Here is a 25,136-nt window from a genome sequence, read left to right as displayed (position 1 = left end):
CGAGGGTGATCGATCCCAAGCAAGCTACAGGCATGGTCTCGACGCTACAGAATGCCTTGCTTCGGCTTCCTTTGCGGAGGCGTCATTCGTCGGTGGGCTCGATGTGTTCGGCACCGAGGACGGAGAGTCGGTATTCCTGTGCGTCCTGCTCGGTTTCGAAATCTTTCTCTTCGAGGAGATTCCGGTCGGCGTCGAGGTATCGGTAAGTAGTCATTCCTCCACCGTGTCACTGATGAACGATTCGTGCTCGGATACCGGTTCGATTTCGTCGACGGCTATTTGAATCAGCCTTCCGTAGCGCCGGATCAGATCCTCCGACGACAGTGAATCCTCACCGAGGAGTTCGAGCGTCCGCATGCCGGTGGCCAGTCCGAGCAGCAGTGAGACGACGATCTGGCTGCGTACCAAACCGGGCTCCGTGTCGCCGATGCGGCGCGCGATCCCGTGAACGTATCGTTGCTTGATCTCGGCCCGAGCGGCGGCCGGATCTGGCGCCTCGTGAACGTGTACTGCGAGCATTGCCCACGGATCGGTTTCGTCGGATTCTCTACGAGCGACAAGTTTCTCGACCAGTTGACAGCCGATGTCTCCGGTGGCGTCGGCATTCGGATCCTCGTCCATCGGAGGTGCGGACGGGATCGCAGCCGAGTACAGCCGAGCTTTGCTGCCGTAGATCTTCATGACCAGGGCAGGGGAGTAGCCGGCTGCGACCGCGATGTCCTTGATGGTCGTCGATGCGTAACCTCGTTCCGCGAACAAGGCTTTCGCTGCTGTGAGGATGCTGGCTTCGCCGCTGCTCATGTCGCTCGCCTCGATACCCGATCGCCATGCGTTCGGTTGCTCGTACTGGCGTTCATACTGTCGTCAACGGCTCGGCATCGACGGGTACGTCGAAGTCGACGACGGTGGACTGCGCGATGACCGCTATCTGACGAGCCAATGTGCCGTGTCCGCTCTCGGTCAGCGCGGTCAGGATGTACCGGCCGGATGTCGGGAGCGCGATTCCGTAGTGCCCGGTTCCGTCGGTGACGGTGGATGCGACGAATTCGCCGGTCGGTTTCGTGAGCGTGACGACGGTTCCCGAGGTTGTTCGGCCGCCGACTCCGACCTTGCCGGAGATGGTGAGGCGGTCACCGAGTTCGACGGTGTGCGTCGATTGCGCGCTGTCGAAAGCGATCACCTGCGACCGAGGGGACCAGCCGTCGGCACTCGTCACTACCAAATACCGTCCGGGCCGGGGTAGGGCGAGGGAAAAGTTGCCCTCGTTGTCGGCGCGACTCCAGTCGATCGGTCGACCCTCCATGTCCATCACGGTGACAACGGCCTGCCGGATCGGTCGGCTGTCGGCCCGGATCACACGACCGGCAACCACAATTTCCGTTTCGGACACGGCGGCGTCGGGAAGCTCGAACCCTTCCGGGGTCACCGGGCGAAGTGCCGCTTCCGGTTTTGCGCCGCGGCGAGGAATGAACGCAGCGGCAGCGGCAGCAGCCACGGCGGCGAGGGCGGCCAGCCAGAAGATGTTCTTGAAGGCGTCGATCGACGGAAGGCCCTCGCCCGGCCCGGACGGGATGACCATCGAAGTGAGCATGGCGGCAACCACCGCGCTGGACGTGGAAGTACCGACTGAGCGGAGCAGCGAATTGAGGCCGTTTGCCGACGCGGTTTCGGTAATCGGAACCGATCGCATGATCAGCATCGGCATCGCGGAGTAGGCGATTGCGGTTCCGATGCTGACCACCGCCGCGCTGATGATGATCAGTGCTATCGAACCGGTCAGGAACACTCGCGCGATGTAGGCGAGCGCGAGCACCGTGCCGCCGACGATCAGGGTGATCTTGGCTCCGAATCGCTTCGTGATGTTCGCGGAGACGGGCGCGAAGAAGACCATCGCGAGGCCTGCCGGAATCATGCACAGTCCGGCCGCCATCACGCCCAGTTCGAAGCCGTAGCCGGAGATCTTCGGCATCTGAAGTTGTTGGGTGGTGGAGAGGTTGTTCGCGTACATCGAGAAGCCGACGAGGATCGAGGCGACGTTGGTCAGCAGAACAGGCCGCTTGGCCGACGTTCGTAGATCGACCATCGGCTGGGTGACGCGAAGTTCGTAAGGGAACCACAATGCGAGAGTCACGATTCCGATGACAAACATCAGCAATGTCAGTTCGCTCGTCCACCCCCAACGGGCGCCCTTGGAGATGGCGAGGAGGATCGCCGTGAGTGCTGTCGAGAGCATGACCGCGCCCAGGAAGTCGAATTTGCCGCGGGTACGAACACTCGATTCCGGGACGACGACGGCTACCGCGATGATCAGCAGGACGCCCACGATCGCCGAGAGCCAGAAGATGGCGGGCCAGCCCAGATGCTCGAAGATCAACCCGGACAGGGGGAGCCCGAGTGCGCTGCCGATTCCGAGAGTGGCACTCATCAACGCTGTTGCCGACGCCACCTTTTCCTTGGGCAGTTCGTCGCGCATGATGCTGATTCCGACGGGGATCATCGAGATCGCGAAGCCCTGGAGACCACGTCCGATGAGCAGGGCGACAAAATTGCCGCCGATCGCCGCGACCAGTGATCCGACCACGATCATCGTCATCGAGATCAGCATCATGCGTCGTTTTCCGAACATGTCTGCCAGGCGGGAGACGATCGGAGTGGCGACGGCACTCGTGAGGAGCGTGACGGTGACGAGCCAGGAGGCGTCGTCAGCGCTGACGCCGAGGATCTTCGGGAAATCGGGCAACAACGGAATGACCATCGTTTGTTGCAGCGCGACCACGGTGCCGGAAAGACAGAGAATTGCGGTAATGAGCCGACTTGAACGGCGAGTGGTCGGAGACGAGTGCAATGCCAAGAGACGGTCCTTCACGCGGCGATGGTGAACGGGAATTCACCCATGAGTGAACCACTGTTCACCCGTCGCTGTCACCTTCGGTGAATATGCGATTTCTCACGACGGCAACTCGCCCCAGGGTTTCCGAGTCGGCATGGCGGGAACAACGTCAGTGGTTGGTCTGCGCCTGCGCGAGCGGGCAGCGAGGAGGAGTGATGCATGCCGAAGTGGGTGACCGTCTCCACGTCCAGGGGCGCGTGGTGGGGCAGGCGGAGGTAACTGCCGAGGTTCTCGAGGTGCACGGCGAGGACGGCGGTCCTCCCTATCTGGTCAGGTACGACAACGGCCACGAGGCGTTGGTGTTTCCCGGTAGCGACGGCTGGATAGATCACCCCGGAAAAGGCTCCTGAGCTGCACGATTCTTTCCATGCATGGTCGTTGCATCGAATGCGGCTAAAGTGTGCGCAATGGAGGGCAGACGCCAGTACCACTCCCGCGTGCGTGAAGCTTCCGCGCAGCGAACGCGTGAACTCATTCGTGATGCGGCGACGGCCTTGTTTATTCGAGACGGGTATGTCAAAGCCACCGTCAAGCAGATTGCCGCCTCGGCCGGCGTCGCCGATCGGACGGTGTTCACAGCCTTCCCCGGCGGGAAACTCGAGATCTTCGAAGCGGCCCTCGCTGCGGCGCTCGATGCCGAAGAGGTTCCACTCGGCGCGCCGAACCTGGCCTCGGACCCCGATGACGTTCGCCGGATCGTCTCCCAGATCGTGGCTCAGGGCATCGGACTGCTCGAACGTGCCGGCGCTCTGATGATGGTCGCGGTCGAATCCTCGGGTGCGGATGCCGACATGCGTCGACTATCCGAGGAGTCGTCGGATCAGTCGGCCGTCAATGCGATGTCGATAGCCGAGGGTCTCTCCGCGCATGGCTTGTTGAGGCCTGAGATTTCGCTCGAGAAAGCCGCGGGCATACTTGCCGCTTTCGTCTCGCCTCAGCTTCATCAGCAATTGCGTCGGGTCAGTGGGTGGGACGTCGATGCGTACCGAGGATGGCTCGAGTTCAACATTCGCCAGAATCTAATGTACTAATTGGTCTGTTTTCGTTAGCATGGCGAGGGTTTTTTATTCTCGGGAGGAATCGCCAGCGTGCCCTATGCCTTGTTCGGCCTCATCACGATGTTGCTGTGGATTTTCTGCATCGTCGACGCCATCACGAGAGATGACGCCTACATCCAGTACCTACCCAAGGTCGTCTGGATTCTGATCATCATCTTCCTTCCTACTTTGGGATCGGTTCTGTGGCTGGTGGTCGGGCGCGGACAGAACGCGCCCCGCGGTTACGTCGGCCCAACCGGTTACGGCGAATACGAGCGCCCGGGACGTGCCGTTGCGCAGGATCCGGCGGCGGACGAAGCCTTCTTGCGTCAGTGCCGCGAGCGGGCGGAAGAGCAGCGTCGAATTGCCAAGCAGCAGCGCCGCGACGGCGACGCTGATCGGATGTGAGTTATCGGTAGGCCGTGAGTCGGTCCAACACGAGCCGAAGCGGCGGCCACGACGATCGGCCGCGACGCGTCACCGCATAGGCAGTGAGGATGACGGGCGGATCGACGAGTGGTTCGACGCGCACGCCTTCGCGAGTCTTGCGTTCGAGCGGCATCAGCCCCACGCCGTAACCACTGAGGATCAAGAGTTCGACCAAGTCGAGACTGTCGATCTGGTGAGTGATCCGAGGGGTGAACCCGGCCAGCGACGCGAGGGTTCGCACAGCGCGCTCGTCTGCCGTGTTGCGTGAGTTCACTATCCATGACGTGTCGGCGAAGGCGCGGAGATCGATTCCGGATTCTGTGGACTTGTCGGGAGCTTTGGCGTCGTCGGGAACACACAGTCCCCATGGCGTCGACCAGAGCGGAATTGCTTCGAGTAGTGGGCTCGGCGACGCGGGGGCAAGGTTGTAGTCGTACGTCAGTGCGAGGTCTAGATCGTCGCGTTCGAGGAGTGCAAAAGCCTCGACGGGTTCGTATTCGTAGATCATCACGTCCACCTGCGGGTGACTGCGTTGCAGGCTCCGAGCGACGGGGAGCATCGCGGTTCTGATCGCAGTTGCGAATCCGCCGACTCGCAGGGTCCCCACCGGTTCCGCGTCCGGATCGAGGTCCAGGCGAGCTGCATCGACGGCTGCCAGGATGGTGACGGCATGATCGGCCAGTCGTTGACCGGCCGGCGTCAGCCGCACCCGGCGACCGTCGGGCTCGATCAGTGCGGTACCGGTCTCCGCGGTCAAGGCCGCGAGTTGTTGGGACACTGTCGACGTCGTGAGGTTGTGCGCTTCGGCGACCGCACGCATCGAACCCAAGCGGGAGAGTTCGAGGAGGAGATGGAGTCGACGGGTTTCCATCCTTCGATCATTCACTAATCGTGAACATAATGTAGGTCAAAATCGCGTGGACACGAACGGTTGGCCTCCCGTTCAATTCAGCTATGGATACGAAAGCGCGGGCCGGAGTGGGCCTGGCTGTTTTGGCGATGTTGTGCGTGCAGCTCGGGCTCGCCGTGTCGGTGGGCCTGATCGATCAGCTCGGCGCAGACGGAGCGGCGTGGCTACGACTCGCCTGGGCAGGCATCATTCTTCTGATCATCGTCAGGCCCCGCCCTTCGGCGTTCACTCGCAAGGCGTTTCTGGCTTGCGTGGTTCTGGGTGTGGTCACCGCAGGCATGACGCTCCTGTTCATGGCAGCGGTGGAGCGCCTTCCGCTGGGAACAGCAAGCGCATTGGAATTCTTGGGTCCGCTGACGGTTGCTTTGCTCCGGGGGCGTGGCCGCGTTCTGTGGCCGGTTCTGGCAGGCGTGGGCGTCGTGCTTCTCACCGAACCGTGGGCCGGGACAGTCGATCTGGTCGGTGTGGCGTACGCACTCGGTGCGGCGCTCTGCTGGGCGATGTACATTTTGCTCACCCAGCGCGTCGGCGACGAGGTTGCCGGTATCAACGGGCTGGCGGTGTCGATGGCGGTAGCCGGGTTGGCCGCGACAATTGCCGTAGGCCACTCGGCTATCGGGCGGCTGACTCCGCATCTGATTCTCGTGGGCCTCGGACTCGCGATCTTGCTGCCCGTCGTGCCGTTCGTTCTGGAGATGGTCTCGTTGCGAAGGCTGTCCACGGCGGCGTTCGGCACGCTGATGAGTCTCGAGCCTGCTTTCGCGCAGCTTATCGGTCTGGTTGTGCTGCAACAGGTTCCGAGTGTTCTGGCCGTGGCAGGTATCGCGTGCGTCGTCGTCGCAGGGATCGGCGCGGCCCGCGGTGGTGCTCGGGATGGTGCTCGGGATGGCGCCCGGAAGCCTGCTGAGCCACCCTCCGATTCCGAGCGAACGTACCTTTCGGCGCCTTCATGAGACCGAGAGTGCCGTTCGCTCAGGTCGCGTTCGCTCAGTGAGAGTGCGCCGCGGCGATTGCTCCGTCGAACACGTCGGCGACCTCGCCGAGGGAATCGAGAATCGGCTGACCGGATCGTTCGACGCGAGCCCGCACCAGCGAGCCCTCGAGCGCGGACACTGCCAGGATGGCAAGCCGTTCCGCTCGCGCACGTCCGACCCCGGACGCGATCAGTGTGTCGCGCAGTAGCGAAGTCCACTGTCGATACACCGCCTGTCCGGCGGCTGTCACGCTCTCCGAATCGGGGGCAAGTTCCAACAACACCGTCGTGATCGGCGAGCCTTCGTGGAAATCCGAATCGCTCACCCATCCGGCGAGCAACCGCGCGTACTCGCGCAGTAGCGACCCGGCGTCCGATTGGCTGTCGGCGAGTTCGGTCAGGGTGTCGGTGACCAATTGCCCGCCGACGCGGACGACCTCTTCGCCGATCTGCTCTTTGCCGCCGGGAAAGTAGTGGTAGAGCGAACCTTTCGGCGCCCCGCTCGACTTGAGGATCTCGTTGAGGCCCGTTGCCGCATACCCCTGGCGGCGAAACAGATCGGCCGCAGCTCGTACGAGTGCTTCGCGGTGTTTCGGGGGAGTCGCCACGAGTTGGAGCTTAAACACCCCAGCGATCCACCACAATCTATGTAGACTGGTCTACATGGGAAATTCTGAAATGCTCGAACAGTTGCGCGCGGTCAACGCCTCGGCGGCCTTCAACCGGTGGGCCGGATTCGAAGTCACGGAGGCCGAACCGGGTCGCGTTTGTCTGCGGCTCGAATGGCGTGAGGATCTGGGCCAGTACTCGGGACACCTGCACGCTGCGCTCGTGGCGGGACTCGTCGACACCGCGTGCGGATTTGCTGCTTTCACCCAGGTAGGTGTCGTGGCGGCGTCCAACTGCGCGGTCAATTTCGTGAGTCCGGGCGTCGGAACCGCATTTGTCGCTACGGCGCGCTCGGTCAAGGCCGGGCGCAAGCAGGTGTTCGTCGCTGCCGAGGTACATGCCGAACGCGAAGGCGAATCCGTGCTCGTCGCGTTCGGCACCACCCTGTTGGTTCCACTCGCCCCTCAGACACAGGGAACCGCAAGCAACGTCAGGGAATGAGGATGAACTTTCCCGCGGGGTGCGAACTCTGCAACTCGGTGTGAGCGAGTGCCACGTCCGCTAGCGGGAAGGTCTTGGCGACCTTCACGATGAGGTGTCCGGAACCGGCTTGTTCGACAAGTTCGGATCGTGCCTTCAAACGCGCTTCCGCACTTGCCGGATTGCCTCCGCCGACGGAAGCGAAGCCGTCGGTCTGGGCGCGTCCGAACGCGACGATGGTGACGATGCGACTCTTGTCGGTGACCAAAGCCAGAGATGCATCGACGGCTTCGTCCGTGCCGGCGGTGTCGAACGCCGCATCGACGCCGTTCGGCGCGAGTTCACGGACACGCGCTTCGAGGCCGTGGCCGTAGAGCACAGGCGTGGCGCCGAGCGAGCGCACGTAATCCTGATTCGAGGCTCCCGCAGTGCCGATCACCGTAGCTCCGCGACCAACAGCCAGCTGAACAGCGATCGCGCCGACGCCGCCGGACGCGCCGTGGATGAGAACGGTGTCGCCGGAACGGACCCGAATGGTGTCGAGGGCGTCGACTGCAGTTCCGCCGACCAGAAGGAGGCCGGCTGCCTGTTCCCAGCTGATGCCTGCGGGCTTCGCGGTGACAGAGGAGACCGGCACGACTACTTGTTCGGAGTAGAGGCCGTTGCCGGGGCTGACGATCACTTCGTCGCCGACGTTCACATTTGTGACGCCGTCGCCGACAGCCGAGACGACGCCCGCTGCCTCGCCGCCGAGGCGGATGGGAAGTTTCTCGGGGTCGGTGCCGAAAGCGCCGCTGTAGAGCTTGAAGTCGAAGGGATTGACGCCGATCGCCTTCACGTCGACCAGGACTTCACCTGATTTCGGTGCCGGTAAATCGACGTCCACCAGCTTCAGGACCTCGGGCGTGCCGTACGTCTGCGCTACAACAGTTTTGGTCATGTCTCGCGCAACCGTCCTCGGGGAAGCGATATTCCCCGAGGACGGGAAAAACTCGAGAAGATTCGATCAGCGGATCAGGGTGCCCAGATCGAGCGGCATCGCGATGCCGGTGATGTGATGGGCCTCGTCGGAACCGAGGAACGCGACGGCGGCGGCGATGTCCTCCGGCTGGCTGACCGGGTCGGGCAAGGTCTGCATGAAGATCGGACCGAGTGTGTGGGCGTTGGCGTCGATGAGCGGCCGCATGTCCGTCATCTGCATTCCGGTTTCCACGCCGTGTGGGTGGATGGTGTTGACCCGAATGTTGTACTGCCCCAACTCCGAGGCCATCGTCTTGGCCAGACCGGTGATGCCGTGTTTGCTCGCGACGTAATGGCCGAGGAAGGGGAGGCCGCGCAGGCCGGCGACGGAGCTGGTGAAGATGATCGAGCCACCGGTGCCTTGCTTGATCAGGTGCGGGATCGCTGCCTTGGCGGTGTGGAAGACGCCGGTCAGGTTGACGTCGAGCGTTTCCTGCCACTGCTCGGGCGTGATTTCCCAGGACATGTTGGCAGAACAGATTCCGGCGTTCGCGACGACGACGTCAAGTCGCCCCAATTCGTCGATGCCGGCCGCGAGCGCCGCGGACAGCGCAGAGAAGTCGCGAACGTCGGTCTTGGTAGCGACAATTCGACGGTCCAGGGCCTTGACCAGTTCGACTGTCTCGGCCAGGTCGTTGTCGGTGGCGCCGGCGTAAGACGTGGATTCGAATTGAACACACGCGTCGACGGCGATAATGTCTGCGCCCTCTTCTGCCAGCCGGACAGCTTCGGCGCGCCCCTGACCGCGGGCGGCTCCGGTGATGAAGGCAACTTTTCCGGTGAATCGACTGGCGGCCATGCTCAAACCTCCGACTAGTGGTGACGATCTGCTCTTCGGAAGTTAGCGCGACGAAGGTCTTTTCGGGGGTGAATGCCCAGTCAGCGGAAACCGCTCAGCGCACCCTGGTCAACAGGGCACATGGTCCGGCAGCGAAGATGTCCCGCGCATCCGAAGACAAGACGGGTTGTCCGCTCAGTGCGTCGACCCATTCGCCATCTGGCAGGTCCACTCGCGTATCTCTCCAACCGTGCGACGATAGTCTGAGCGAATGTCGCGTCGCCAGAGCAACGACCATAGGCGGATCACCTGCCGGGCCGCGCGAGAAGCCGACCAGATGACCGGATCCGGAACCTGAAGCGAAGACCGGCCGGTACTCACCGTGATCGAACCACGAGGGGTTCTCCCGTCGCAGTGTCAGTGCCGTGCGAACGAGGTGCAACTTTGCGGTTCCTGTTGCGTCGATCGGCGCGGCGCCGGAATCGAGCAGTGATCGCCTCGTTCCGTAGTCGACAAGCCGCCGGTTGTCCGGATCGACCAACGAGTCCTCCCACAGCTCAGTGCCCTGGTAGACGTCGGGAACGCCGGGCCCGAGAAGTTGGAGCAGCTTTTGGCCCAGAGAGTCCGACCAGCCGTGACGCGCGATCCGGCCGACGAATTCGCTGACCGAATCACCGACTGGGCCGTCGATCACCTCGTCGATCCAGCGGTGCACTGCCGACTCGAAGTCGACGTCCGGATCGTTCCAGGAAGTTCTGGCGCCGGACTCGCGGACGGCTTTCTCCGCATAGGCGTGCAAACGCTCGCGCAGCTCTGGAACCGAGGCTGCCGAGCGGCCGTCCGCCGGCCACACACCGATGATGTTCTGCCACAAGAACAATCCGGTAAGCGGATCAGGGCTGGGGCACACGTCTTCCCACTCGCGAATCAGCCGGGCCCACAGGGTCGGCACTTGAGACACAACACCGATCCGTGCCCGCACGTCCTCGCCGCGTTTGGTGTCGTGAGTGGACAGACTCGTCATCGCGCGCGGCCACCGCTTCGCTCGGTCCGCGTTATGGAGATGGAATTCGGCGACGGAGACGGCAAGCGATGCCGGGTTGCCGCCGACTTCCTGACGTGAGACCAGGCGCGCCGTCCGATAGAAGAGTCGATCTTCGACGGACTTGGCCATGACAGCGCCACACACCTGCTGGAAGCGAACTGAGGCTTCACCGCTGTTCACCAGGGATTGCGCCAACACGTTGAACGATGGTTCATGTCCGGGAGCCAATTCGTGCATGTCGCCGACGATCCGAGCGGCCAAACCGGCGAGGGGACTGTAGTCGGATCGGTACACCGGCATCCGAGCGATCGCGACGACAACTGCGTCGTTCAGTTCGGTCTCACTGCAACGACTTCCGGTTTCGCGTCGGATTGCACGTACGAGCCTGCGAACCTCCGGTGCCAGGTCACCGCGCCCGGTGTCGCGTTTGAACTGACGTTCGGTGTGATGCAACCACGTACTGTCCCCGTCGTCGCCGGTCAGATCTGCCGAGAGTTCGGTCAATTCGAGTTCGGCGGCGGGATCGACGAAAATGCCGCCCAGCTGATTGAGGGCGTCGTATCCGGTGGTGCCGTCGATCGGGAGCATCGGATCGAGTGGTTCCGTATGGCCGAGGATCTTTTCGATCACGAGCCACTGATCTGGTCCGATCAGTTCTCGCAGGCGCCCGAGATATTCCGCCGGATTCGCGAGTCCGTCCGGATGATCGATGCGAACGCCGTCGATCAGTCCTTCGTCGACCCACGACTTCACTTGCCGATGGCAGAGTTCGAAGACTTGGGGGTCCTCCTGGCGCAGCGCAGCGAGTTCGTTGACGGCAAAGAACCGTCGGTAATTGACGATCCCGGCGTTCCACGGTACGAGTCGGTACGACTGCCTGGAGTGCACCTCCTGTGGAGATCCGAATTCAGTACCGGCAGCGATGGGGAAGCGGTGCTCGTAGAACGCGAGAAGTGTTTCCTCGCCATCTTTCTCGACAGTCAGTGCGTCGAGATCGTCCGGGCTGCCCAGTACCGGGAGTGAGAGTTTGCCGTCGGCGCCGTTGGCTCCGTTGTCCTCGGCCCAATCGACGTCGAAGAAATGCGCGTACTCCGACGACTGCCCGTGCGTGAGAACGTCCCACCACCAAGCATTTTCGCGAGGTTTGGCGACACCGACATGGTTGGGGACCAGATCGACGATCAGGCCCATCCCACGTGATCGAACGGCGCGCGAGAGCTCCACCAGGGCCTCGCGGCCACCAAGTCCTTCGGACACGGTTGTCGGATCGGTGACGTCGTAGCCGTGCGTCGATCCGGACGTTGCAGTGAGGATGGGGGAGAGATAGAGATGTGAGACCCCCAATGCCTCGAAGTAGTCCACCTGTGCGGCCGCATCACGAAGAGTGAATGCATCCGGTCGCAACTGCAGTCGGTAGGTGCTGGTTATCGGGGCCATGTGCACGTCTCCCTCAAGCGGTTCTGCGAAGTACCGTCAATGCTCGCGCTTTTACATCCAATATTGTTCCGGCTTTGATCACGGTATCGCTCTCACCGGTGGGGACCGAGGTGTCGAGTACGACGGTCCACTCCGACGCGTAGTCCGCGTTGGGGGTGGAGAATTCGAGATCTTCGTAGTGGGCGTTGAAGCAGAGAAGGAACGAATCTCCGGTGACGCGCTCGCCACGGTAGTTCGGTTCCGGGATCGCGTCACCGTTGAGAAAGACAGCCAACGACTTGCCGAAACCGCTGTCCCAGTCGGCCGGAGTCATCTCTTCGCCAGACGGCGTGAGCCAGGCGATGTCGCGACTCTGATCGCCGCTTCGAATAGGTCGCCCCTCGAAGAATCGACGACGCCGGAAGACCGGGTTCTTGGCGCGCAAGGCAATTGCGCGCTTGGTGAACTCGACGAGGTCGGCGTTGGTTTCCGCGAGAGTCCAATCCATCCATGACAGTTCCGAATCCTGGCAGTAAACGTTGTTGTTACCCTGCTGAGTTCGGCCCATCTCGTCGCCGTGAGCAAGCATCGGGGTGCCCTGGCTGAGCATCAGCGTAGCCAGTATGTTCCGGCTCTGACGGCCACGCAGTTCGAGGATTTCCGGGTCGTCGGTGGGGCCTTCGACCCCGCAGTTCCAAGATCGGTTGTGCGATTCGCCGTCGTTGTTGTTCTCGCCGTTGGCTTCGTTGTGCTTCTCGTTGTACGAGACGAGGTCGTGCAGGGTGAAACCGTCGTGAGCGATGACGAAGTTGATGCTCGCGCCAGGGCGACGTCCGGTGGCCTCGTAGAGATCAGAGGATCCGGTGAGACGGGAGGCGAACTCCCCCAGCGTTGCCGGCTCACCACGCCAGTAGTCGCGGACGGTGTCGCGGTATTTGCCGTTCCATTCGGTCCACAGGCCGGGGAAGTTGCCGACCTGGTAACCGCCTTCGCCGACGTCCCACGGTTCGGCGATCAGCTTCACCTGACTGACGATCGGATCCTGTTGCACGAGATCGAAGAAGGCCGAAAGGCGGTCCACGTCGTGCAGTTCACGGGCGAGTGTCGAGGCGAGGTCGAAGCGGAAACCGTCGACGTGCATCTCCGTGACCCAGTACCGCAGAGAGTCCATGATCAATTGCAGCGTATGCGGATGACGGGCGTTGAGGCTGTTGCCCGTTCCGGTGTAGTCCATGTAGTGCTCTTCGTCGCCGTCGACCAGGCGGTAGTAGGCGGCATTGTCGATTCCGCGGAAGCTGATGGTCGGCCCCATGTGATTGCCCTCGGCGGTGTGGTTGTAGACCACGTCGAGGATCACTTCGATACCCGCCTGGTGGAAGCTGCGCACCATGGCTTTGAATTCCGCTACGGCCGCATCGGGTTTCGTGGCCGAGGAGTAGTCGGTGTGCGGAGCGAGAAAGCCGAAGGTGTTGTAACCCCAGTAGTTTCGCAGACCTTGGTCGAGAAGCACCTGATCGTGCATGAACTGGTGGACCGGCATCAGTTCGATCGCCGTGACACCCAGATCGGTGAGGTGCTCGATGATCACCGGATGAGCGAGCCCCGCGTACGTGCCGCGCAATTCCTCCGGAACTCCGGGATGCGTCGCGGTCATACCCTTGACGTGCGCTTCGTAGATGACCGTCTCGTGATACGGACGCTTCGGCGAGTGGTCGGACGCCCAATCGAAGAACGGGTTGATGACGACGGTCGACATCGTATGGCCGAGCGAATCATGTTGGGGGAAAGGGATGGTGGCGGGTTCGTCGACGAGTGGTTCCGGCTCGAAGGGTTCGGGCTCGAGGATCTCGTCCGATTCCTGATCGCCCGTGGGCGAGTCGTCTTCGAGGCCCACCTCGTCCGATTCGGCTTCCGAACTCGTGTCGTCGGTAGCCTCTTGCGGCTCCACGGCGGGAGATTCGTCGTCTCCTGAAGGTTCGGGGTCCGCCGCCGATTCGACGTCGTACGAGAACAGCGAACGGTCTCCGTCGAAGTCTCCGTCGAACGCTTTTCCGTACGGGTCCAGCAGGAGCTTGCTCGGATCGCATCGCAGACCTGCAGCCGGATCGTACGGCCCGTGTACGCGGTAGCCGTATCGCTGGCCGGGGGATACCGACGGAATGTACGCATGCCAGACGTAACCGTCGACCTCGTCCATCCGAATGCGGGTTTCGGTTCCGTCCTTGGCGATCAGGCACAGCTCGACGGCCTCGGCGACCTCGGAGAAGAGCGAGAAATTGGTCCCCGCGCCGTCGTAGGTGGCACCGAGTGGGTACGCACTGCCAGGCCATACCGGGATGGGAGTGGCTGAGGTCTCGCTCGGCGGTTGATCCATGAATCAGACCCTATCGGGTGCAGCCGATCGAATCTCGTCGACTGTCTACGGTGCCGATCACCGTTTCGCCTGGCTGCGGGCGGTTGCAAGCATTCCGGCTGTGATCTGTTCCACCTCTGCCTCCGAACACAGGTACGGAGGCATCGCGTACACGAGGTTGCGGAACGGCCGGAGCCAGACGCCGGCGTCGACGGCTGCATCGGTCGCGCTCTGCATGTCGACCGGCTGTTCGAGTTCGATCACTCCGATTCCGCCTTTGACGCGGACGTCGACGACCCCGGGAATTGTGACGGCTTCGGCGAGGCCTCGAGCGAGGCCACGTTCGAGGGTTGCGACGTCACGCCGCCAGTCCATCGCAAGCAGAAGTTCGGTCGACGCCACCGCGACGGCGCACGCGAGTGGATTGCCCATGAAGGTGGGGCCGTGCATCAGCCCGCCGCCCTCACCGGCAGTGATGGTCTCCGCGATCTCCGTGGTGCACAGCGTTGCCGCCAGACTCATGTACCCGCCGGTCAGTGCCTTGCCGACGCACATGACGTCGGGACTGACGCCGGCGTGATCGGCGGCGAACAATTCTCCGGTGCGTCCGAATCCGGTCGCGATTTCGTCGAAGACCAGGAGGACTTGGTACTTGTCGCAGAGGTTACGCAGGTCGATCAGGTACGCGGGATCGTGGAAACGCATTCCGCCGGCGCCTTGGACCACTGGTTCCACGATCACCGCTGCGAGGTGCTCGTGATGCTCGGCCAAGAGCGATTCCAACTCCTGCACGTATTCGGGGAGATAGCCCGCCGGGGGAGCCTGCGCGAAGACCTGAGGGCGCAGGACGTCGGTCCAGAGAGAATGCATGCCGCCGTCGGGATCGCAGACGCTCATGGGGGTGAAGGTGTCACCGTGGTATCCGCCGCGCCAGGTCATCAAACGATTCTTCGACGGCTTTCCGAGGCTCCGCCAGTACTGCAGGCACATCTTCACTGCGACTTCGACCGCCACCGAACCGGAGTCGGAGAGGAACACCTTGTCGAGGTGAGGTGGTGTGATGTCGACGAGCAGTCGCCCGAGGCGAGCGGCGGGTTCGTGCGTCAGTCCGCCGAACATGACATGGCTCATTTTGCCGAGCTGCCGTGCGGCGGCGGTGTCGAGCACGGGATTGCGGTAGCCGTGAATGGCGGCCCACCACGAGCTCATCCCGTCGACCAATCGGCGGCCGTCGGAGAGCGTCAGGGTAGCCCCCTGCGCAGAGTCGACGATCAGCGGACGAGTCGACGCGGGAAACGATCCGTACGGATGCCAGAGGACATCGGCATCGATGGCGGAGACGTCATGGGGATCAAGTCCGGTTGTGAGCACGGATGCACCCTAACCATTGAGTTGAACGGTGTTCAAGTATGGTCGGAAAAGTGAACACCTCGCTGAATTGGCTGACGGCCGTCGAAGCGGACCGCAGGGCCGCTGGACTGCGTCGCGAACTCCGTCCTCGCACGGTCGACTCCCCGTTGATCGACCTGGCGTCGAACGATTACCTCGGACTCGTGCGGCACCCCGATGTGATCGAGGGTGCCGCGGCGGCTCTGCGCCGTTGGGGCGCGGGCGCCACGGGCTCTCGTCTGGTCACCGGCACCACCACCGAACACGAACTGCTCGAAGTCGAACTGGCCGAGTTCGTCGGGGCGGACTCCGGACTTGTCTTCTCCTCCGGTTACACAGCCAATCTCGGCGCGGTGACGGCGCTCTCGGGTCCAGGGTCGTTGATCGTCTCCGATGCGGGATCGCATGCCTCGCTGGTGGATGCCTGCCGCCTGTCACGTGCTCGGGTCGCCGTTGCTCCGCATTCGGACGTGGGCTTTCTCGCCGACACGTTGCGCAGCAGAGTGGAAGAGCGAGCGCTGGTCGTCACCGATTCGGTCTTCAGTGCCGACGGAGACCTCGCGCCACTGCGGCAGATGCATCAGGTGTGCCGCGAGTACGGGGCGATCCTGTTGGTCGACGAGGCGCATGGCATCGGTGTGCGCGGTGCCGGTGGACGTGGACTCGTCCACGAGTCGGGCCTGGCCGGTGAACCCGACGTCGTCGTGACGGCAACACTGTCCAAGTCGCTCGCCAGCCAGGGCGGAGTTGTGCTCGGTGACAACAAGATCCGCGCGCATCTCATCGACGCGGCAAGAACGTTCATCTTCGACACCGGTCTCGCACCGGCCGCCGTAGGCGCGGCCAGGGCTGCACTCGCCGTACTCCAGCGTGAGCCGACGCGAGCGCTCGACGTCCTGGCCCGGGCATCCGAGTTGGCGGACGTCACCGGTGCTCCGTCGCCTGAATCTGCTGTCGTCTCAGTCGTTCTCGGTGATCCGCAGCGGGCGTTCGATGCCGCGTCGGCGTGCCGGGATCAGGGGTTGCATGTCGGTTGCTTCCGCCCGCCGTCGGTTCCGGAAGGAACGTCACGGCTGCGTCTGACCGCACGAGCGACGCTGTCCGCATCCGAGATGGAGCAGATCGCTCTCGTACTGCGCGAAGTATTGGCCGGAGCCCGAGCATGAGCATTTTCCTGGTGACCGGAACGTCGACCGACGTCGGAAAAACAGTGGTGACAGCCGCATTGGCATCGGTGGCCTTGCAGTCGGGAAAGTCGGTTGCAGTGCTCAAACCGGCCCAGACCGGCGTCGACGTGGACGGTGCGGGTGATCTGGCCGAGATCGAGCGTCTGACCGGCGGCGGCGTGACGCTGGTCGAGTTGGCGCGGTATCCCGAACCTTTGGCGCCGGATACTGCTGCCCGTCGAAGTGGTCTGCCGTTGTTGGCGCTCGACGAAGTAGTCCGAGTTGCTCGCGACCTGGACACGACCCACGACTTGACCCTGATCGAAGGCGCCGGCGGCTTGCTGGTCCGCTTGGGCGTCGACGGGTTCACCGCTCGCGATCTTGCCGCGGCTCTGGCAGTGCCAGTGGTGCTGGTGGTTGCGTCCGGCCTGGGCACGCTCAATCACACCGCACTGACCGTGGAAGCCCTACGTGCATCCGGCGTGGACTGCGCCGGGTTGGTGATCGGTTCGTGGCCGCAGGAACCGGACCTCGCCGAGAGATGCAATCGCGAGGATCTGGTTTCGGTCAGCGGTGTTCCCCTTCTTGGGGTAATGCCTGCCGGAAGTGGAGGCGCGAGTGTCCGAGAGTTTGCTCGCACCGCTTCGATCACGCTCGGTGAACTTCATTTGACCAACTGACGACGTAACATCCGATTTGTCCGCATCGATAGCCAAGGCACAGTGGGGCGCCTTGGGTTTCGACGTCCCTCGCGTACGATTCCGGTCGGTATATTTCGACGGGTGTCTTGCGGCGACCCTGCATCCGGGGCGCCTTGGTCACCGACAGTGGTTGTCGAATTGTGAGTAGGTCAGTCGAATGTAGGTGGTGAGCACGGTCGAAAAGTCGTTGTCGTCATCGGCCGTACGTCGCGCACTGCTTATCGGCGTAGTCGTCTTCGTCTCGTGCCTGGTCGGAATTCTGAGCCGTCTGCCGGGCACGCTTGCAGTCTTCTGGCCGGCGAACGCGCTGCTACTCGGGATCCTCTTTCGGTCGCCGCGTTCCGCCACACTGCTCACCTGGATCTGCGTCGTAGTCGGTTATGTCGGAGCCGACCTGATCACCGGTGGGGCATGGGAGTCCACGGTGTGGCTCAACGCGGCCAACATCGTCGGGGTTGCGAGCGGCTTCTACGCCTTTCGCTGGGTCGACAGTGAGGACCGTCGACTGACCAGTATTCAGTCCGTCGGATATCTCGTGTCGATGACTGTCGCCGCCGCGTCGATGGCGGCGCTCGTGGGCGGAATCGCGAACCGCGTGCTGTTCGGCGGGCAGTGGTGGGACGGCTGGTTGCTCTGGTTCTCGAGTGAGTTCGTCAACTACATGACCATCGTCCCCTTGGTGCTGACATTCCCTTCGCTTCGACGAGTGGATCGAGAACCGAAAGCTGTTGCCACGCTTGTGCGTCGATCAGTCGTTCCGACGGCGCTGCTGGCCGTCTGCATCATCTTGGAGTGGGTGATAGGCGGTGCCGGAGCGATCGCGTTTGCCATGCCGGCGCTGGTGACTGCAGCCTTGCTCACCAATGTATTTGTCACGTCGGTGCTCACCGCTGTGTCAACTGCCTGGACGTTGGTACTGACGGCCGACGGCCATCTCGGATTGTCCAGCGAGGGCGTCTCGCCGGTCAGCGCGTCGGTCCAGATCGGATTGTCGCTGCTGGCGGTAGCGCCGATCGCGGTGGCCTGCGTGATCCTCGAGCGTCGCCGCGCGCTCGAGGCACTCACCCAGGCCGTCACCCACGACGATCTCACCGGTGCGTTGCGCCGGGACGAATTCTTGCGGCGAGGCGGCAGCGTGACGGGTGCGACCGATCCGCGTCGCCACTCTGGACGTCCGGTCAGCGTCCTGATGATGGATCTGGATCACTTCAAGATGGTGAACGACAACCTCGGTCATCGTGCCGGCGATACGGCGTTGGTGAGTTTTGCCGATCAGGTGCGGCGGCACCTCGATGACAAGCATCTCTTCGCCCGATTGGGCGGCGAGGAGTTCGTCGTACTGATGGCCGGCGTCGATCTCGAGGGTGCGACCGAAACAGCCGAGATGATTCGACGCGCGCAAGCAGAGAATTCGTCGGCAGTATTGGGTGAATTCGGGCCGACGGTCAGCATCGGCGTCGCGTGTTCACCCCACGGCGACGCAGACCTGACGCAATTGGTCGATTGCGCTGACGAGGCGTTGTATCGAGCGAAGAAGTTGGACCGCAATCGAACCGTGGCGCTCACGGTCGGTAGCTGAAGAAATACGTGCGGACCCGCAGTTTGTTGCGGGTCCGCACGTGGTGGTGGAGTCGACCGATTCAGAACAGATTGATCAGGGCAGGAACACTGAACAGCGCTACGTAGTAACCCATGAACAGAACTCCGCCGTGAATCTTGAACAGGCGCCCGAGAAGGCCACCGACCAGGCCGACCGTCACGGTGATCAGAAGCCCGAGGACGCCGCCCTCCCAGATGCTGATGACGACGACGAGTCCCGTGAACACCGCGATCACAGCTTCGTGACTGATGTGCTTGACCACCGCTGACGCAGCGCGGTACGCGTAGTTCATGGCAAACGGGTATGCGATGACCGTTGCCGTGACCACTGCGAGCAGTCCGTAGAGCAGGAACTCCCACTGCGTCAGGTACGTGGAGAGATTGTTGATCACTCCGGTTTCCTGATTGGTCTCGAACACCGGTGGAGCGTTGAACAGAGGGGCTGCGGGGCCTGCCGCGAGCGGGCTGAGCGGAAGGCCGAAAGCGACGAGTGGGATGAGGGTTTCCGCGATGTAGGTGGATTCCGTCGTACCGTTCTTCGCCGAGACCATTGTGGTCAGTCGGTGATAGCCGTTCTTGATCCGCGCACCTACCAGCTCACCCATCAGAACAGTCATGGCGACCGGGCTGAAGACGAAGGTTGCGCTCGACACCGTGGAAGCGGCGGCGGTGTAACCGATCTGCTTGCGATCGAGGACCTTCAGAGGATTGGGGAAGTATCCCTTCCATCCTTTGATGTCCGGGGCCAATGCAACGGTTTTGGGTTCACTGCGTTCCATGTCCTTACGGCTCGACGGGCCCAAGGTCAATGCGAGGTCCGCGATCAGCGGCCCGACTGCGATCGCAAGGAAGTAGCTGATGTTCAGCGACACATCGTAATTCGACGTCAACGCGCGGGCGCCGAGGATCAAGATGACGAAGGGAACGAGGGCGACAACCCCGGCCCAGCGGCCTGGTGAGGCGTAGGCGATGCCGATGGCGGCGACCAGGAACAGCCACGGTGCTATCGACTGAACGGTGTCCGCAAACGGCGCGAGGATGGTCGCGAACAAAACGGCAACCGGCACAGCGACGAACGCCGAGATCACTGCTCCCGAGATCGCCTTGCGGAGTGCGATGTGCGGGATGCCGAGTGAGCGCATCATCTGCGCTTCCGGCAAGAGTGGAATCGCCATCGTGTCGCCGGGAATGCCCAGCAGCATCGTCGGCACCGCGTGCGTCATGTGTTTGGCGATCGCACCGGAGAGGAAGAACGTGAAGACCGCCGCCGGGGGAGCGCCGAGCAGAATCACGAGCAGAGTCAGCGGTGCGATCGTAGCGGTCTCGTCCGTGCCGGAGATCAATCCGATGAACGTGAACGCGACCGCACCGATGATGCCGAAGAGAACGGCAATCAGAATTTCGTTGGTCAGAACCGAACTCATGCGCGCCCACCGTCCTTCGGTGTGTTCGAGACCCGTGCGTGCTCGGCCTCGGCAGCGGCGAAGTGGTCGTACAGACCCAGCTCGCGAAGTTCCTGTCGGCTCTGCTCCGGAATGTCGGCGAGAGTGCCCAGACCCTGGCGCTGTTCACTCATCGTCGTGATGACACCGTCGATCGACTCCGCGTCGGCGGCGGCCAAGGCGACTATCCGCTTCGGCTTGATGAAGATTCCGCAGACCACGCCGGCGAGCAGGCAGGCCGCGATGCCGACCAGAAGGCTGTACGCCTGGGCCAACGACGGTTCGCTGACGACCCGTTCGAACAGTGCCTGGGCCGCGAGAAGGGCCGAGGCGCCGACGACACTGCCGACTGCAACGGAGATCGCGAGGTGTCGACCGTTGACGGTGTCACCCCAGACTTCGAGGTATGTCTGCTGCTCGGTCGGCTCGGTTGTGGTGGTCGGCGTCGTTGCCGGCTGCGGTGGTGACATCAGTCTTCTCCAGTGTCATGCATGGCGGGGTCGTACAGGGAAGGGCTTGCGAGATGAGGGGCTTGCGTTGCGGGTGTCAGGTGCGTGCTGCGCGGAGGGCGGTGACAACTCGGGACGGGCTCGAGTGGCCGATCTGTTCGGCCATCCAGCTGCTTGTATCGGTGAGCGAATCCAGGTCGATGCCGGTGTCGATCCCGAGGCCGTGGAGCATCCACACCAGATCCTCGGTGGCGAGATTTCCGGTCGCGCCCTTGGCATATGGGCACCGTCCGAGACCACCTGCGGAACTGTCGAATTCGGATACCCCAGCGGTCAACGACGCATAGACGTTCGACAGCGCCTGGCCGTAGGTGTCGTGAAAGTGCATGGCGATCTGCGATATGGGGATGCCACGTTCTCGGAGGGCGCCGAGCAAAGCGAGCACATGGCCAGGTGTGCCGACGCCGATGGTGTCGCCGAGTGAGAGTGACGTGACACCGCTGTCGATCAGGGTCTTTGCGATGTCGGCGACACGCTCGACGGGCACGGAGCCTTCCCAGGGGTCGCCGAAGCACATGGAGATGTAGCCGCGGACGGGAAGTCCCAGGGCTCGGGCGGCCGTAGTGACCTCGGCAGCCGCGGCGATCGCGCCGTCCACCGTGGAATTGAGGTTGCGTTTCGCGAATTCCTTTGTGGCGCTGACGAATACTGCAACCTCGCTTGCTCCGGCGGCGACGGCCCGCTCGAGACCCTTGCGGTTCGGGACAAGAACGACCGTACGTACCGAGTCCGGCAGGTGCAGCCGACCCATCAATTCTTCCGCGTCCGCAAGTTGCGGGATCCATCGAGGTGAGACGAAACTCGTCAATTCGACAGTGCGGGAGCCGGCCGCGACCAGGCGTTCGATGAACTGGGCTTTCGTCTCGGTCGGGATCACCGCTGTTTCCGCTTGAAGTCCGTCGCGTGGCCCGACTTCGTAGATCCGGACCGAGGTCGGCAGCCCCGGCGCCGGCACTCGATGAGGCGCCGGCTTCCACACCGGTGATCCTGCAACTGTTTCGGTCATTGTCGTCAGTTTCCGCCGCGGATCTCGGCGAGAACCTTCTCGGCATGCTCGACGCGAATGCTCTTGTCCGCGATCAGGCGTGCCACCACGGCGTCGATCTCGCTCTTCTGCGCTCCGGCGGTGGCAGCGATGTTGCGGGCGTGCAGCCCCATGTGTCCGCGCTGGACACCCTCACTGGCCAGAACGCGGACAGCAGCCAGGTTCTGCGCCAGGCCGACTGCCAGAATGATGCCGGCGAGTTCCTCGGCGCTCTCGACGCCGAGCATCTTGATTGCGGCCTGCGCTACGGGGTGCACTTTGGTGGCCCCGCCGACGAGGCCGACCGGCATGGGTAGCTCGAGGGTGCCGACGATGTTTCCGTCGGCATTCTTCTCGAAATGCGAGAGCGACGAGTAGATCCCGTCGGCGTTGACTGCATGGGAGTGGCACCCGGCTTCGACTGCGCGCGTGTCATTTCCGGTCGCCAGCACCACGGCGCTGATGCCGTTCATGATGCCCTTGTTGTGCGTCGCGGCGCGGTAGGGATCCAGCTCCGCCAAGCGTGCGGCATGGATCAGGTTGTCCACAACCTCTGCGCCGCCGATCAATTCGGCGTCGAACACGGCGCGAACGCGTGTCAGCCGCAGATCGGCCTTGTTGGTGAGGATGCGCAGGACGACGTGTCCGCCGCCGATCTCGGCGACTCGATCCGCGATTGCCTCGGCCATCGTGTTGACGGCGTTGGCGCCCATGGCATCTCGTACGTCGACGTGAAGGTGAAGGACGACGTAGGTGGCCTTGTCCGAAGAAACGATGCGTACCGAAATGTCCTTCACGCCACCGCCGACACTGACCAGCTTCGGGTCCTGTTCGTTGGCGAGTGCAATGATTTCTTCACGTGCCTCGAGGAGTCGGATACGGGCGGCTGCCGGATCCACGACGTCGACGAGTTGTATCTGGGCCTGCATGATCGGCGGGGTACTCGAGACGTGAAAGCCGCCGAGTCCGCGTGCGATGCGAGCAGCGTTGCTTGCGGCTGCGACTACCGACGGCTCCTCGGTGGCGAGCGGGATCAGGTAGTCCGTGCCGTTGACCGTGAAGTTGGTGGCCACGCCGACCGGGATGCCGATGACGCCGAGGACGTTCTCGACCATGCGATCGGCCTGGTCGATGGTGAGGCCGTCGGCGGCGTCGTAGACCGCGATGTCTGCTTCGGTCAGGTCGGTCTGGCGGACGATCTCGGCGCGTCGTGCGGCGACGTCGTAGGACCGGAAATCGGCGATGCGGCTGTTGATGGACCGGTTGTTCATAGACACGTGGGGTCGTCCTCCTGAAGTGGTTCTGTGCTCCGCTTCACAGTAGGGAGGTCGATGCCTGCCAGGCCACGTGCTCACGACACATCGACCGGTCGAAATTGTAGTGTCATGCACCATCGGTGCTGTCGGTGATGCCGCTTCCGGCCTCTTCGGTTCCCACGTCCCGAAGTTCGTCGAGCCTCGTCGCCATGGACACCCGGAAAAAGTTCTCGTCTTCGCGCCACGATTGACCGAGGAGCGTACGGATGCGGTCGAGACGCTGAACGACGGTGTTGGGGTGATAGTTGAGTGCGCGGGCAGCCTTGGTCGGGCTCCCTTCGTTGCGTACCAGGGCACGAAGGGTCGCGGTGAGATCGGTGTCCTTGTCGCGGTCGTACGCGCGTACCGGGCCGATTACTTCGTCGATGAACTGATGAAGTGATTCCGGATTTTCGCCGAACAGAACGGTGTACGGCAGATATGACGCCGTCGTGACCGCGCCGTCGGTCTTGCCCAATGCCGTGAGTAGGCGGGCCGTGCGCAGCGCCGAGGTGAAGCGCGCCGGGAGCTCTTCGGGGCGTTCCGCCGTCGTCGGCGCAATGACTACTGCGTGCGGTCCTACCGAACCGGTGATCTGACGGTGAATGACCGTCGCCGCGGCTGCCGGGTTTCCCGAGCGCGAGACCACCGCGATCAATCCGGCATGCTGCGCCGCCAACCCCGCTACCGGCAGAGACTGCCCGATTGCGCGGAGCGCGGCGGTGCGGAGTTCCGGAGCGACCGACACCACGAGGACGGTGTCCAGTTCGCCGAGGGAGATGCCGAGGTTTCGGGTCCTACGTTCGAGATCGCGCCTGCGCTCGGGCGCAGTGCTCAGCAAGTCGGCGACCAGTTCGTCACGTGCACGCCGGTCCGCTGCTGCTGCCGCCGAGTGTTGCAACACGAGGATGGCAGTGACCTGAGCTGCCCGTTCCACGGTCCGGAGTTCGACGGGGCCGATCGGCGCGTCCGAACGATTCAGCAAGATGGCCCCGAGGAAAGATTCTCCGGCGGTGACGGCGCTGACGAGTTGGATCGCGGTCTCACTGTCATCGGCGACAAACGTGCATCGGCCGCTTCGGCGACTCTGGTCGATGGCCTCGGACACGGCGGGAGGAAGAGACAACGGCACCGTCGTGATCTGCTCGCCAGAGGATTTCACGAGAGGGCGTAGCTCACTGTCGACGACGACGGTGCTGCGCTCGAGCGAGCTGCTGAGAGTTCGTGCAACCTGGGCGTATCCGCCGCCGCGGAGAACGGCGTGGATCAGATCCTGGTGGACGATGTTCGATTTGTCCCGCGCGGACACGTGCTCGCGCAGCTCGTCGAGTGCTCTCCCGGTCTCGGCAGCGGATTCCTCGGCGCGGTCGAGTGCCCGCGCGGTTTGCAGGACCACCGAGGCGTGATCAGCCAGCGCCGAGAGCAGGGCGATCTGATCTGCGGTAAAACGCCGTTCCCGACGGTCGGCGGCAAACAGGACTCCGAGGATCTGGCCGTCGGAGAGCATCGGCACGCCGAGAATCGCCACCAGACCCTCGGCGACGATCGCGGCATCGACCACTTCGTCATGGCGCGACTGCGTGTAGTCGCTGTAGTTCTGAACCCATTGGGCTGCTCGAGATTCGGCAATCGCGCTGACCAGTCCCGCGCCGGCAGGAACTTGCAGATGCTGGAGTTCCGGCGAGACCGCGCCGGCCGTCTTTCGAACATTCAGGTCACGAGTGATCACGTCGAACTCGGACAGGTACGTGACGTCGGTGCCCATGATGTCGTGTGCGCGGTTGACCAGCCTCTGCAGCAGTGTGTCCACGTCGCGAACCTGCGCGAGCTCACGTGCACTCGAATAGAGAACCGCCAATTCGTTCTCGCGACGGCGAAGTCGCCGAAATTCCGACCGACTGGCCCGGATGCGGGCCGCGGTCTCCGCGACCTCCGTTGCGCCAAAGCCGAATTCGGCAAGTACCTGTTCGACATGTTCGTCGCCGACTGCATCGGACGTCACGTCGAACAGCGCGGCAATCACGTTGGGCGCTGAGTCGGAGTCTGAATCAGGGGCGGTCACACCGAACAA

Annotated in this window: 23 protein-coding genes; 8 read left to right on the top strand and 15 right to left on the bottom strand. The window is 63.1% G+C overall.

The window, feature by feature from the left end; all coding sequences use genetic code 11:
* Nucleotides 1–82 precede the first annotated feature (82 nt).
* From AOT96_RS36385 to AOT96_RS27565, 3 genes are read right to left on the bottom strand one after another with little or no spacing between them, the layout of a single operon-like run.
* Nucleotides 83–214, bottom strand: a complete 132-nt coding sequence (locus tag AOT96_RS36385; protein WP_256082667.1) for a hypothetical protein — start codon at nucleotides 212–214, stop codon at nucleotides 83–85.
* A complete protein-coding gene (locus AOT96_RS27570) occupies nucleotides 211–801 on the bottom strand; it encodes a TetR/AcrR family transcriptional regulator (protein ID WP_003941800.1) in 591 nt (196 codons plus the stop codon). The genes AOT96_RS36385 and AOT96_RS27570 overlap by 4 nt, the downstream gene beginning before the upstream one ends.
* A gap of 52 nt (nucleotides 802–853) precedes the next feature.
* The gene (locus tag AOT96_RS27565; RefSeq protein ID WP_030537115.1) at nucleotides 854–2,866 is read right to left on the bottom strand and encodes an MFS transporter; all 2,013 of its coding nucleotides are present in this window, start codon (nucleotides 2,864–2,866) and stop codon (nucleotides 854–856) included.
* A 179-nt stretch (nucleotides 2,867–3,045) separates the two neighbouring features.
* Between AOT96_RS27565 and AOT96_RS27560 the strand changes: the two genes are divergently transcribed.
* From AOT96_RS27560 to AOT96_RS27550, 3 genes are read left to right on the top strand one after another with little or no spacing between them, the layout of a single operon-like run.
* Nucleotides 3,046–3,240: a DUF1918 domain-containing protein gene (locus AOT96_RS27560; protein WP_003941743.1), complete on the top strand. Its 195-nt coding sequence runs from the start codon at nucleotides 3,046–3,048 to the stop codon at nucleotides 3,238–3,240.
* 57 nt (nucleotides 3,241–3,297) lie between these two features.
* Nucleotides 3,298–3,921: a TetR/AcrR family transcriptional regulator gene (locus AOT96_RS27555; RefSeq protein WP_065352574.1), complete on the top strand. Its 624-nt coding sequence runs from the start codon at nucleotides 3,298–3,300 to the stop codon at nucleotides 3,919–3,921.
* A 57-nt stretch (nucleotides 3,922–3,978) separates the two neighbouring features.
* The gene (locus AOT96_RS27550) at nucleotides 3,979–4,335 is read left to right on the top strand and encodes a PLD nuclease N-terminal domain-containing protein (protein ID WP_003941757.1); all 357 of its coding nucleotides are present in this window, start codon (nucleotides 3,979–3,981) and stop codon (nucleotides 4,333–4,335) included.
* Between the two features lies 1 nt (nucleotide 4,336).
* On the opposite strand, the gene AOT96_RS27545 is transcribed toward AOT96_RS27550, so the two are convergent.
* The gene (locus AOT96_RS27545) at nucleotides 4,337–5,227 is read right to left on the bottom strand and encodes a LysR family transcriptional regulator (protein ID WP_042921818.1); all 891 of its coding nucleotides are present in this window, start codon (nucleotides 5,225–5,227) and stop codon (nucleotides 4,337–4,339) included.
* Between the two features lie 83 nt (nucleotides 5,228–5,310).
* Here AOT96_RS27545 and AOT96_RS27540 point away from each other — a divergent pair, with 83 nt between their 5' ends.
* The gene (locus AOT96_RS27540) at nucleotides 5,311–6,219 is read left to right on the top strand and encodes an EamA family transporter (RefSeq protein WP_065352573.1); all 909 of its coding nucleotides are present in this window, start codon (nucleotides 5,311–5,313) and stop codon (nucleotides 6,217–6,219) included.
* Between the two features lie 34 nt (nucleotides 6,220–6,253).
* Here AOT96_RS27540 and AOT96_RS27535 read toward each other — a convergent pair whose 3' ends face one another.
* Nucleotides 6,254–6,847 (bottom strand): TetR/AcrR family transcriptional regulator, encoded by a 594-nt coding sequence (locus tag AOT96_RS27535; protein WP_063316132.1) that lies wholly within the window; start codon nucleotides 6,845–6,847, stop codon nucleotides 6,254–6,256.
* A gap of 55 nt (nucleotides 6,848–6,902) precedes the next feature.
* Here AOT96_RS27535 and AOT96_RS27530 point away from each other — a divergent pair, with 55 nt between their 5' ends.
* On the top strand, nucleotides 6,903–7,349 hold the full coding sequence (locus AOT96_RS27530) for a PaaI family thioesterase (RefSeq protein ID WP_231917359.1): 447 nt from the start codon (nucleotides 6,903–6,905) through the stop codon (nucleotides 7,347–7,349).
* Here AOT96_RS27530 and AOT96_RS27525 read toward each other — a convergent pair.
* From AOT96_RS27525 to AOT96_RS27505, 5 genes are all read right to left on the bottom strand, one after another.
* A complete protein-coding gene (locus tag AOT96_RS27525) occupies nucleotides 7,339–8,268 on the bottom strand; it encodes an NADP-dependent oxidoreductase (protein WP_065352571.1) in 930 nt (309 codons plus the stop codon). The two genes, AOT96_RS27530 and AOT96_RS27525, sit on opposite strands and share 11 nt — an antisense overlap.
* Nucleotides 8,269–8,334: 66 nt before the next feature.
* A complete protein-coding gene (locus AOT96_RS27520; protein ID WP_065352570.1) occupies nucleotides 8,335–9,147 on the bottom strand; it encodes a mycofactocin-coupled SDR family oxidoreductase in 813 nt (270 codons plus the stop codon).
* Between the two features lie 94 nt (nucleotides 9,148–9,241).
* The gene (gene treY / locus AOT96_RS27515) at nucleotides 9,242–11,608 is read right to left on the bottom strand and encodes a malto-oligosyltrehalose synthase (RefSeq protein WP_050655324.1); all 2,367 of its coding nucleotides are present in this window, start codon (nucleotides 11,606–11,608) and stop codon (nucleotides 9,242–9,244) included.
* Nucleotides 11,609–11,621: 13 nt separating this feature from the next.
* The gene (gene glgX, locus AOT96_RS27510) at nucleotides 11,622–13,961 is read right to left on the bottom strand and encodes a glycogen debranching protein GlgX (protein WP_065352569.1); all 2,340 of its coding nucleotides are present in this window, start codon (nucleotides 13,959–13,961) and stop codon (nucleotides 11,622–11,624) included.
* Between the two features lie 57 nt (nucleotides 13,962–14,018).
* Nucleotides 14,019–15,311, bottom strand: a complete 1,293-nt coding sequence (locus AOT96_RS27505) for an adenosylmethionine--8-amino-7-oxononanoate transaminase (RefSeq protein ID WP_007733120.1) — start codon at nucleotides 15,309–15,311, stop codon at nucleotides 14,019–14,021.
* A 38-nt stretch (nucleotides 15,312–15,349) separates the two neighbouring features.
* Here AOT96_RS27505 and AOT96_RS27500 point away from each other — a divergent pair, with 38 nt between their 5' ends.
* From AOT96_RS27500 to AOT96_RS27490, 3 genes are all read left to right on the top strand, one after another.
* The gene (locus AOT96_RS27500; protein WP_007733119.1) at nucleotides 15,350–16,495 is read left to right on the top strand and encodes an 8-amino-7-oxononanoate synthase; all 1,146 of its coding nucleotides are present in this window, start codon (nucleotides 15,350–15,352) and stop codon (nucleotides 16,493–16,495) included.
* Entirely contained in the window at nucleotides 16,492–17,175 is a 684-nt protein-coding gene (gene bioD / locus AOT96_RS27495; RefSeq protein WP_007733117.1) for a dethiobiotin synthase, read from the top strand. The genes AOT96_RS27500 and bioD overlap by 4 nt, the downstream gene beginning before the upstream one ends.
* Nucleotides 17,176–17,362: 187 nt before the next feature.
* Nucleotides 17,363–18,775: a GGDEF domain-containing protein gene (locus AOT96_RS27490; RefSeq protein WP_231915827.1), complete on the top strand. Its 1,413-nt coding sequence runs from the start codon at nucleotides 17,363–17,365 to the stop codon at nucleotides 18,773–18,775.
* 61 nt (nucleotides 18,776–18,836) lie between these two features.
* Here the strand turns inward: AOT96_RS27490 and AOT96_RS27485 are convergent, their stop codons facing one another.
* The 5 genes from AOT96_RS27485 to AOT96_RS27465 form a co-directional block, all read right to left on the bottom strand.
* Complete coding sequence (locus AOT96_RS27485; RefSeq protein WP_047270124.1) at nucleotides 18,837–20,219, bottom strand: tripartite tricarboxylate transporter permease; 1,383 nt, start codon at nucleotides 20,217–20,219, stop codon at nucleotides 18,837–18,839.
* Nucleotides 20,216–20,707, bottom strand: a complete 492-nt coding sequence (locus tag AOT96_RS27480) for a hypothetical protein (RefSeq protein WP_003941716.1) — start codon at nucleotides 20,705–20,707, stop codon at nucleotides 20,216–20,218. The genes AOT96_RS27485 and AOT96_RS27480 overlap by 4 nt, the downstream gene beginning before the upstream one ends.
* A gap of 76 nt (nucleotides 20,708–20,783) precedes the next feature.
* The gene (locus tag AOT96_RS27475) at nucleotides 20,784–21,752 is read right to left on the bottom strand and encodes a hydroxymethylglutaryl-CoA lyase (protein WP_082845755.1); all 969 of its coding nucleotides are present in this window, start codon (nucleotides 21,750–21,752) and stop codon (nucleotides 20,784–20,786) included.
* 5 nt (nucleotides 21,753–21,757) lie between these two features.
* Entirely contained in the window at nucleotides 21,758–23,041 is a 1,284-nt protein-coding gene (locus AOT96_RS27470) for a hydroxymethylglutaryl-CoA reductase, degradative (RefSeq protein ID WP_037129754.1), read from the bottom strand.
* A gap of 112 nt (nucleotides 23,042–23,153) precedes the next feature.
* Nucleotides 23,154–25,127: a helix-turn-helix domain-containing protein gene (locus tag AOT96_RS27465; RefSeq protein ID WP_065352954.1), complete on the bottom strand. Its 1,974-nt coding sequence runs from the start codon at nucleotides 25,125–25,127 to the stop codon at nucleotides 23,154–23,156.
* Nucleotides 25,128–25,136: the final 9 nt, after the last annotated feature.

The organism is Rhodococcus sp. 008 (assembly GCF_001682295.1).
Taxonomy (GTDB): Bacteria; Actinomycetota; Actinomycetes; order Mycobacteriales; family Mycobacteriaceae; genus Rhodococcus_F; species Rhodococcus_F qingshengii.
The sequence above is the reverse complement of the archived record's forward strand: the minus strand, read 5'-3'. Positions and strand labels throughout refer to the sequence as shown.

What these genes read in the sequence shown, in the direction of transcription:
- AOT96_RS36385 (WP_256082667.1), bottom strand. Translation starts at nt 214, where the DNA reads ATGACTACTTACCGATACCTCGACGCCGACCGGAATCTCCTCGAAGAG.
- AOT96_RS27570 (WP_003941800.1), bottom strand. Translation starts at nt 801, where the DNA reads ATGAGCAGCGGCGAAGCCAGCATCCTCACAGCAGCGAAAGCCTTGTTC.
- AOT96_RS27560 (WP_003941743.1), top strand. Translation starts at nt 3,046, where the DNA reads ATGCATGCCGAAGTGGGTGACCGTCTCCACGTCCAGGGGCGCGTGGTG.
- AOT96_RS27555 (WP_065352574.1), top strand. Translation starts at nt 3,298, where the DNA reads ATGGAGGGCAGACGCCAGTACCACTCCCGCGTGCGTGAAGCTTCCGCG.
- AOT96_RS27545 (WP_042921818.1), bottom strand. Translation starts at nt 5,227, where the DNA reads ATGGAAACCCGTCGACTCCATCTCCTCCTCGAACTCTCCCGCTTGGGT.
- AOT96_RS27540 (WP_065352573.1), top strand. Translation starts at nt 5,311, where the DNA reads ATGGATACGAAAGCGCGGGCCGGAGTGGGCCTGGCTGTTTTGGCGATG.
- AOT96_RS27530 (WP_231917359.1), top strand. Translation starts at nt 6,903, where the DNA reads ATGGGAAATTCTGAAATGCTCGAACAGTTGCGCGCGGTCAACGCCTCG.
- AOT96_RS27525 (WP_065352571.1), bottom strand. Translation starts at nt 8,268, where the DNA reads ATGACCAAAACTGTTGTAGCGCAGACGTACGGCACGCCCGAGGTCCTG.
- AOT96_RS27520 (WP_065352570.1), bottom strand. Translation starts at nt 9,147, where the DNA reads ATGGCCGCCAGTCGATTCACCGGAAAAGTTGCCTTCATCACCGGAGCC.
- treY (WP_050655324.1), bottom strand. Translation starts at nt 11,608, where the DNA reads ATGGCCCCGATAACCAGCACCTACCGACTGCAGTTGCGACCGGATGCA.
- glgX (WP_065352569.1), bottom strand. Translation starts at nt 13,961, where the DNA reads ATGGATCAACCGCCGAGCGAGACCTCAGCCACTCCCATCCCGGTATGG.
- AOT96_RS27500 (WP_007733119.1), top strand. Translation starts at nt 15,350, where the DNA reads ATGGTCGGAAAAGTGAACACCTCGCTGAATTGGCTGACGGCCGTCGAA.
- bioD (WP_007733117.1), top strand. Translation starts at nt 16,492, where the DNA reads ATGAGCATTTTCCTGGTGACCGGAACGTCGACCGACGTCGGAAAAACA.
- AOT96_RS27485 (WP_047270124.1), bottom strand. Translation starts at nt 20,219, where the DNA reads ATGAGTTCGGTTCTGACCAACGAAATTCTGATTGCCGTTCTCTTCGGC.
- AOT96_RS27480 (WP_003941716.1), bottom strand. Translation starts at nt 20,707, where the DNA reads ATGTCACCACCGCAGCCGGCAACGACGCCGACCACCACAACCGAGCCG.
- AOT96_RS27475 (WP_082845755.1), bottom strand. Translation starts at nt 21,752, where the DNA reads ATGACCGAAACAGTTGCAGGATCACCGGTGTGGAAGCCGGCGCCTCAT.
- AOT96_RS27470 (WP_037129754.1), bottom strand. Translation starts at nt 23,041, where the DNA reads ATGAACAACCGGTCCATCAACAGCCGCATCGCCGATTTCCGGTCCTAC.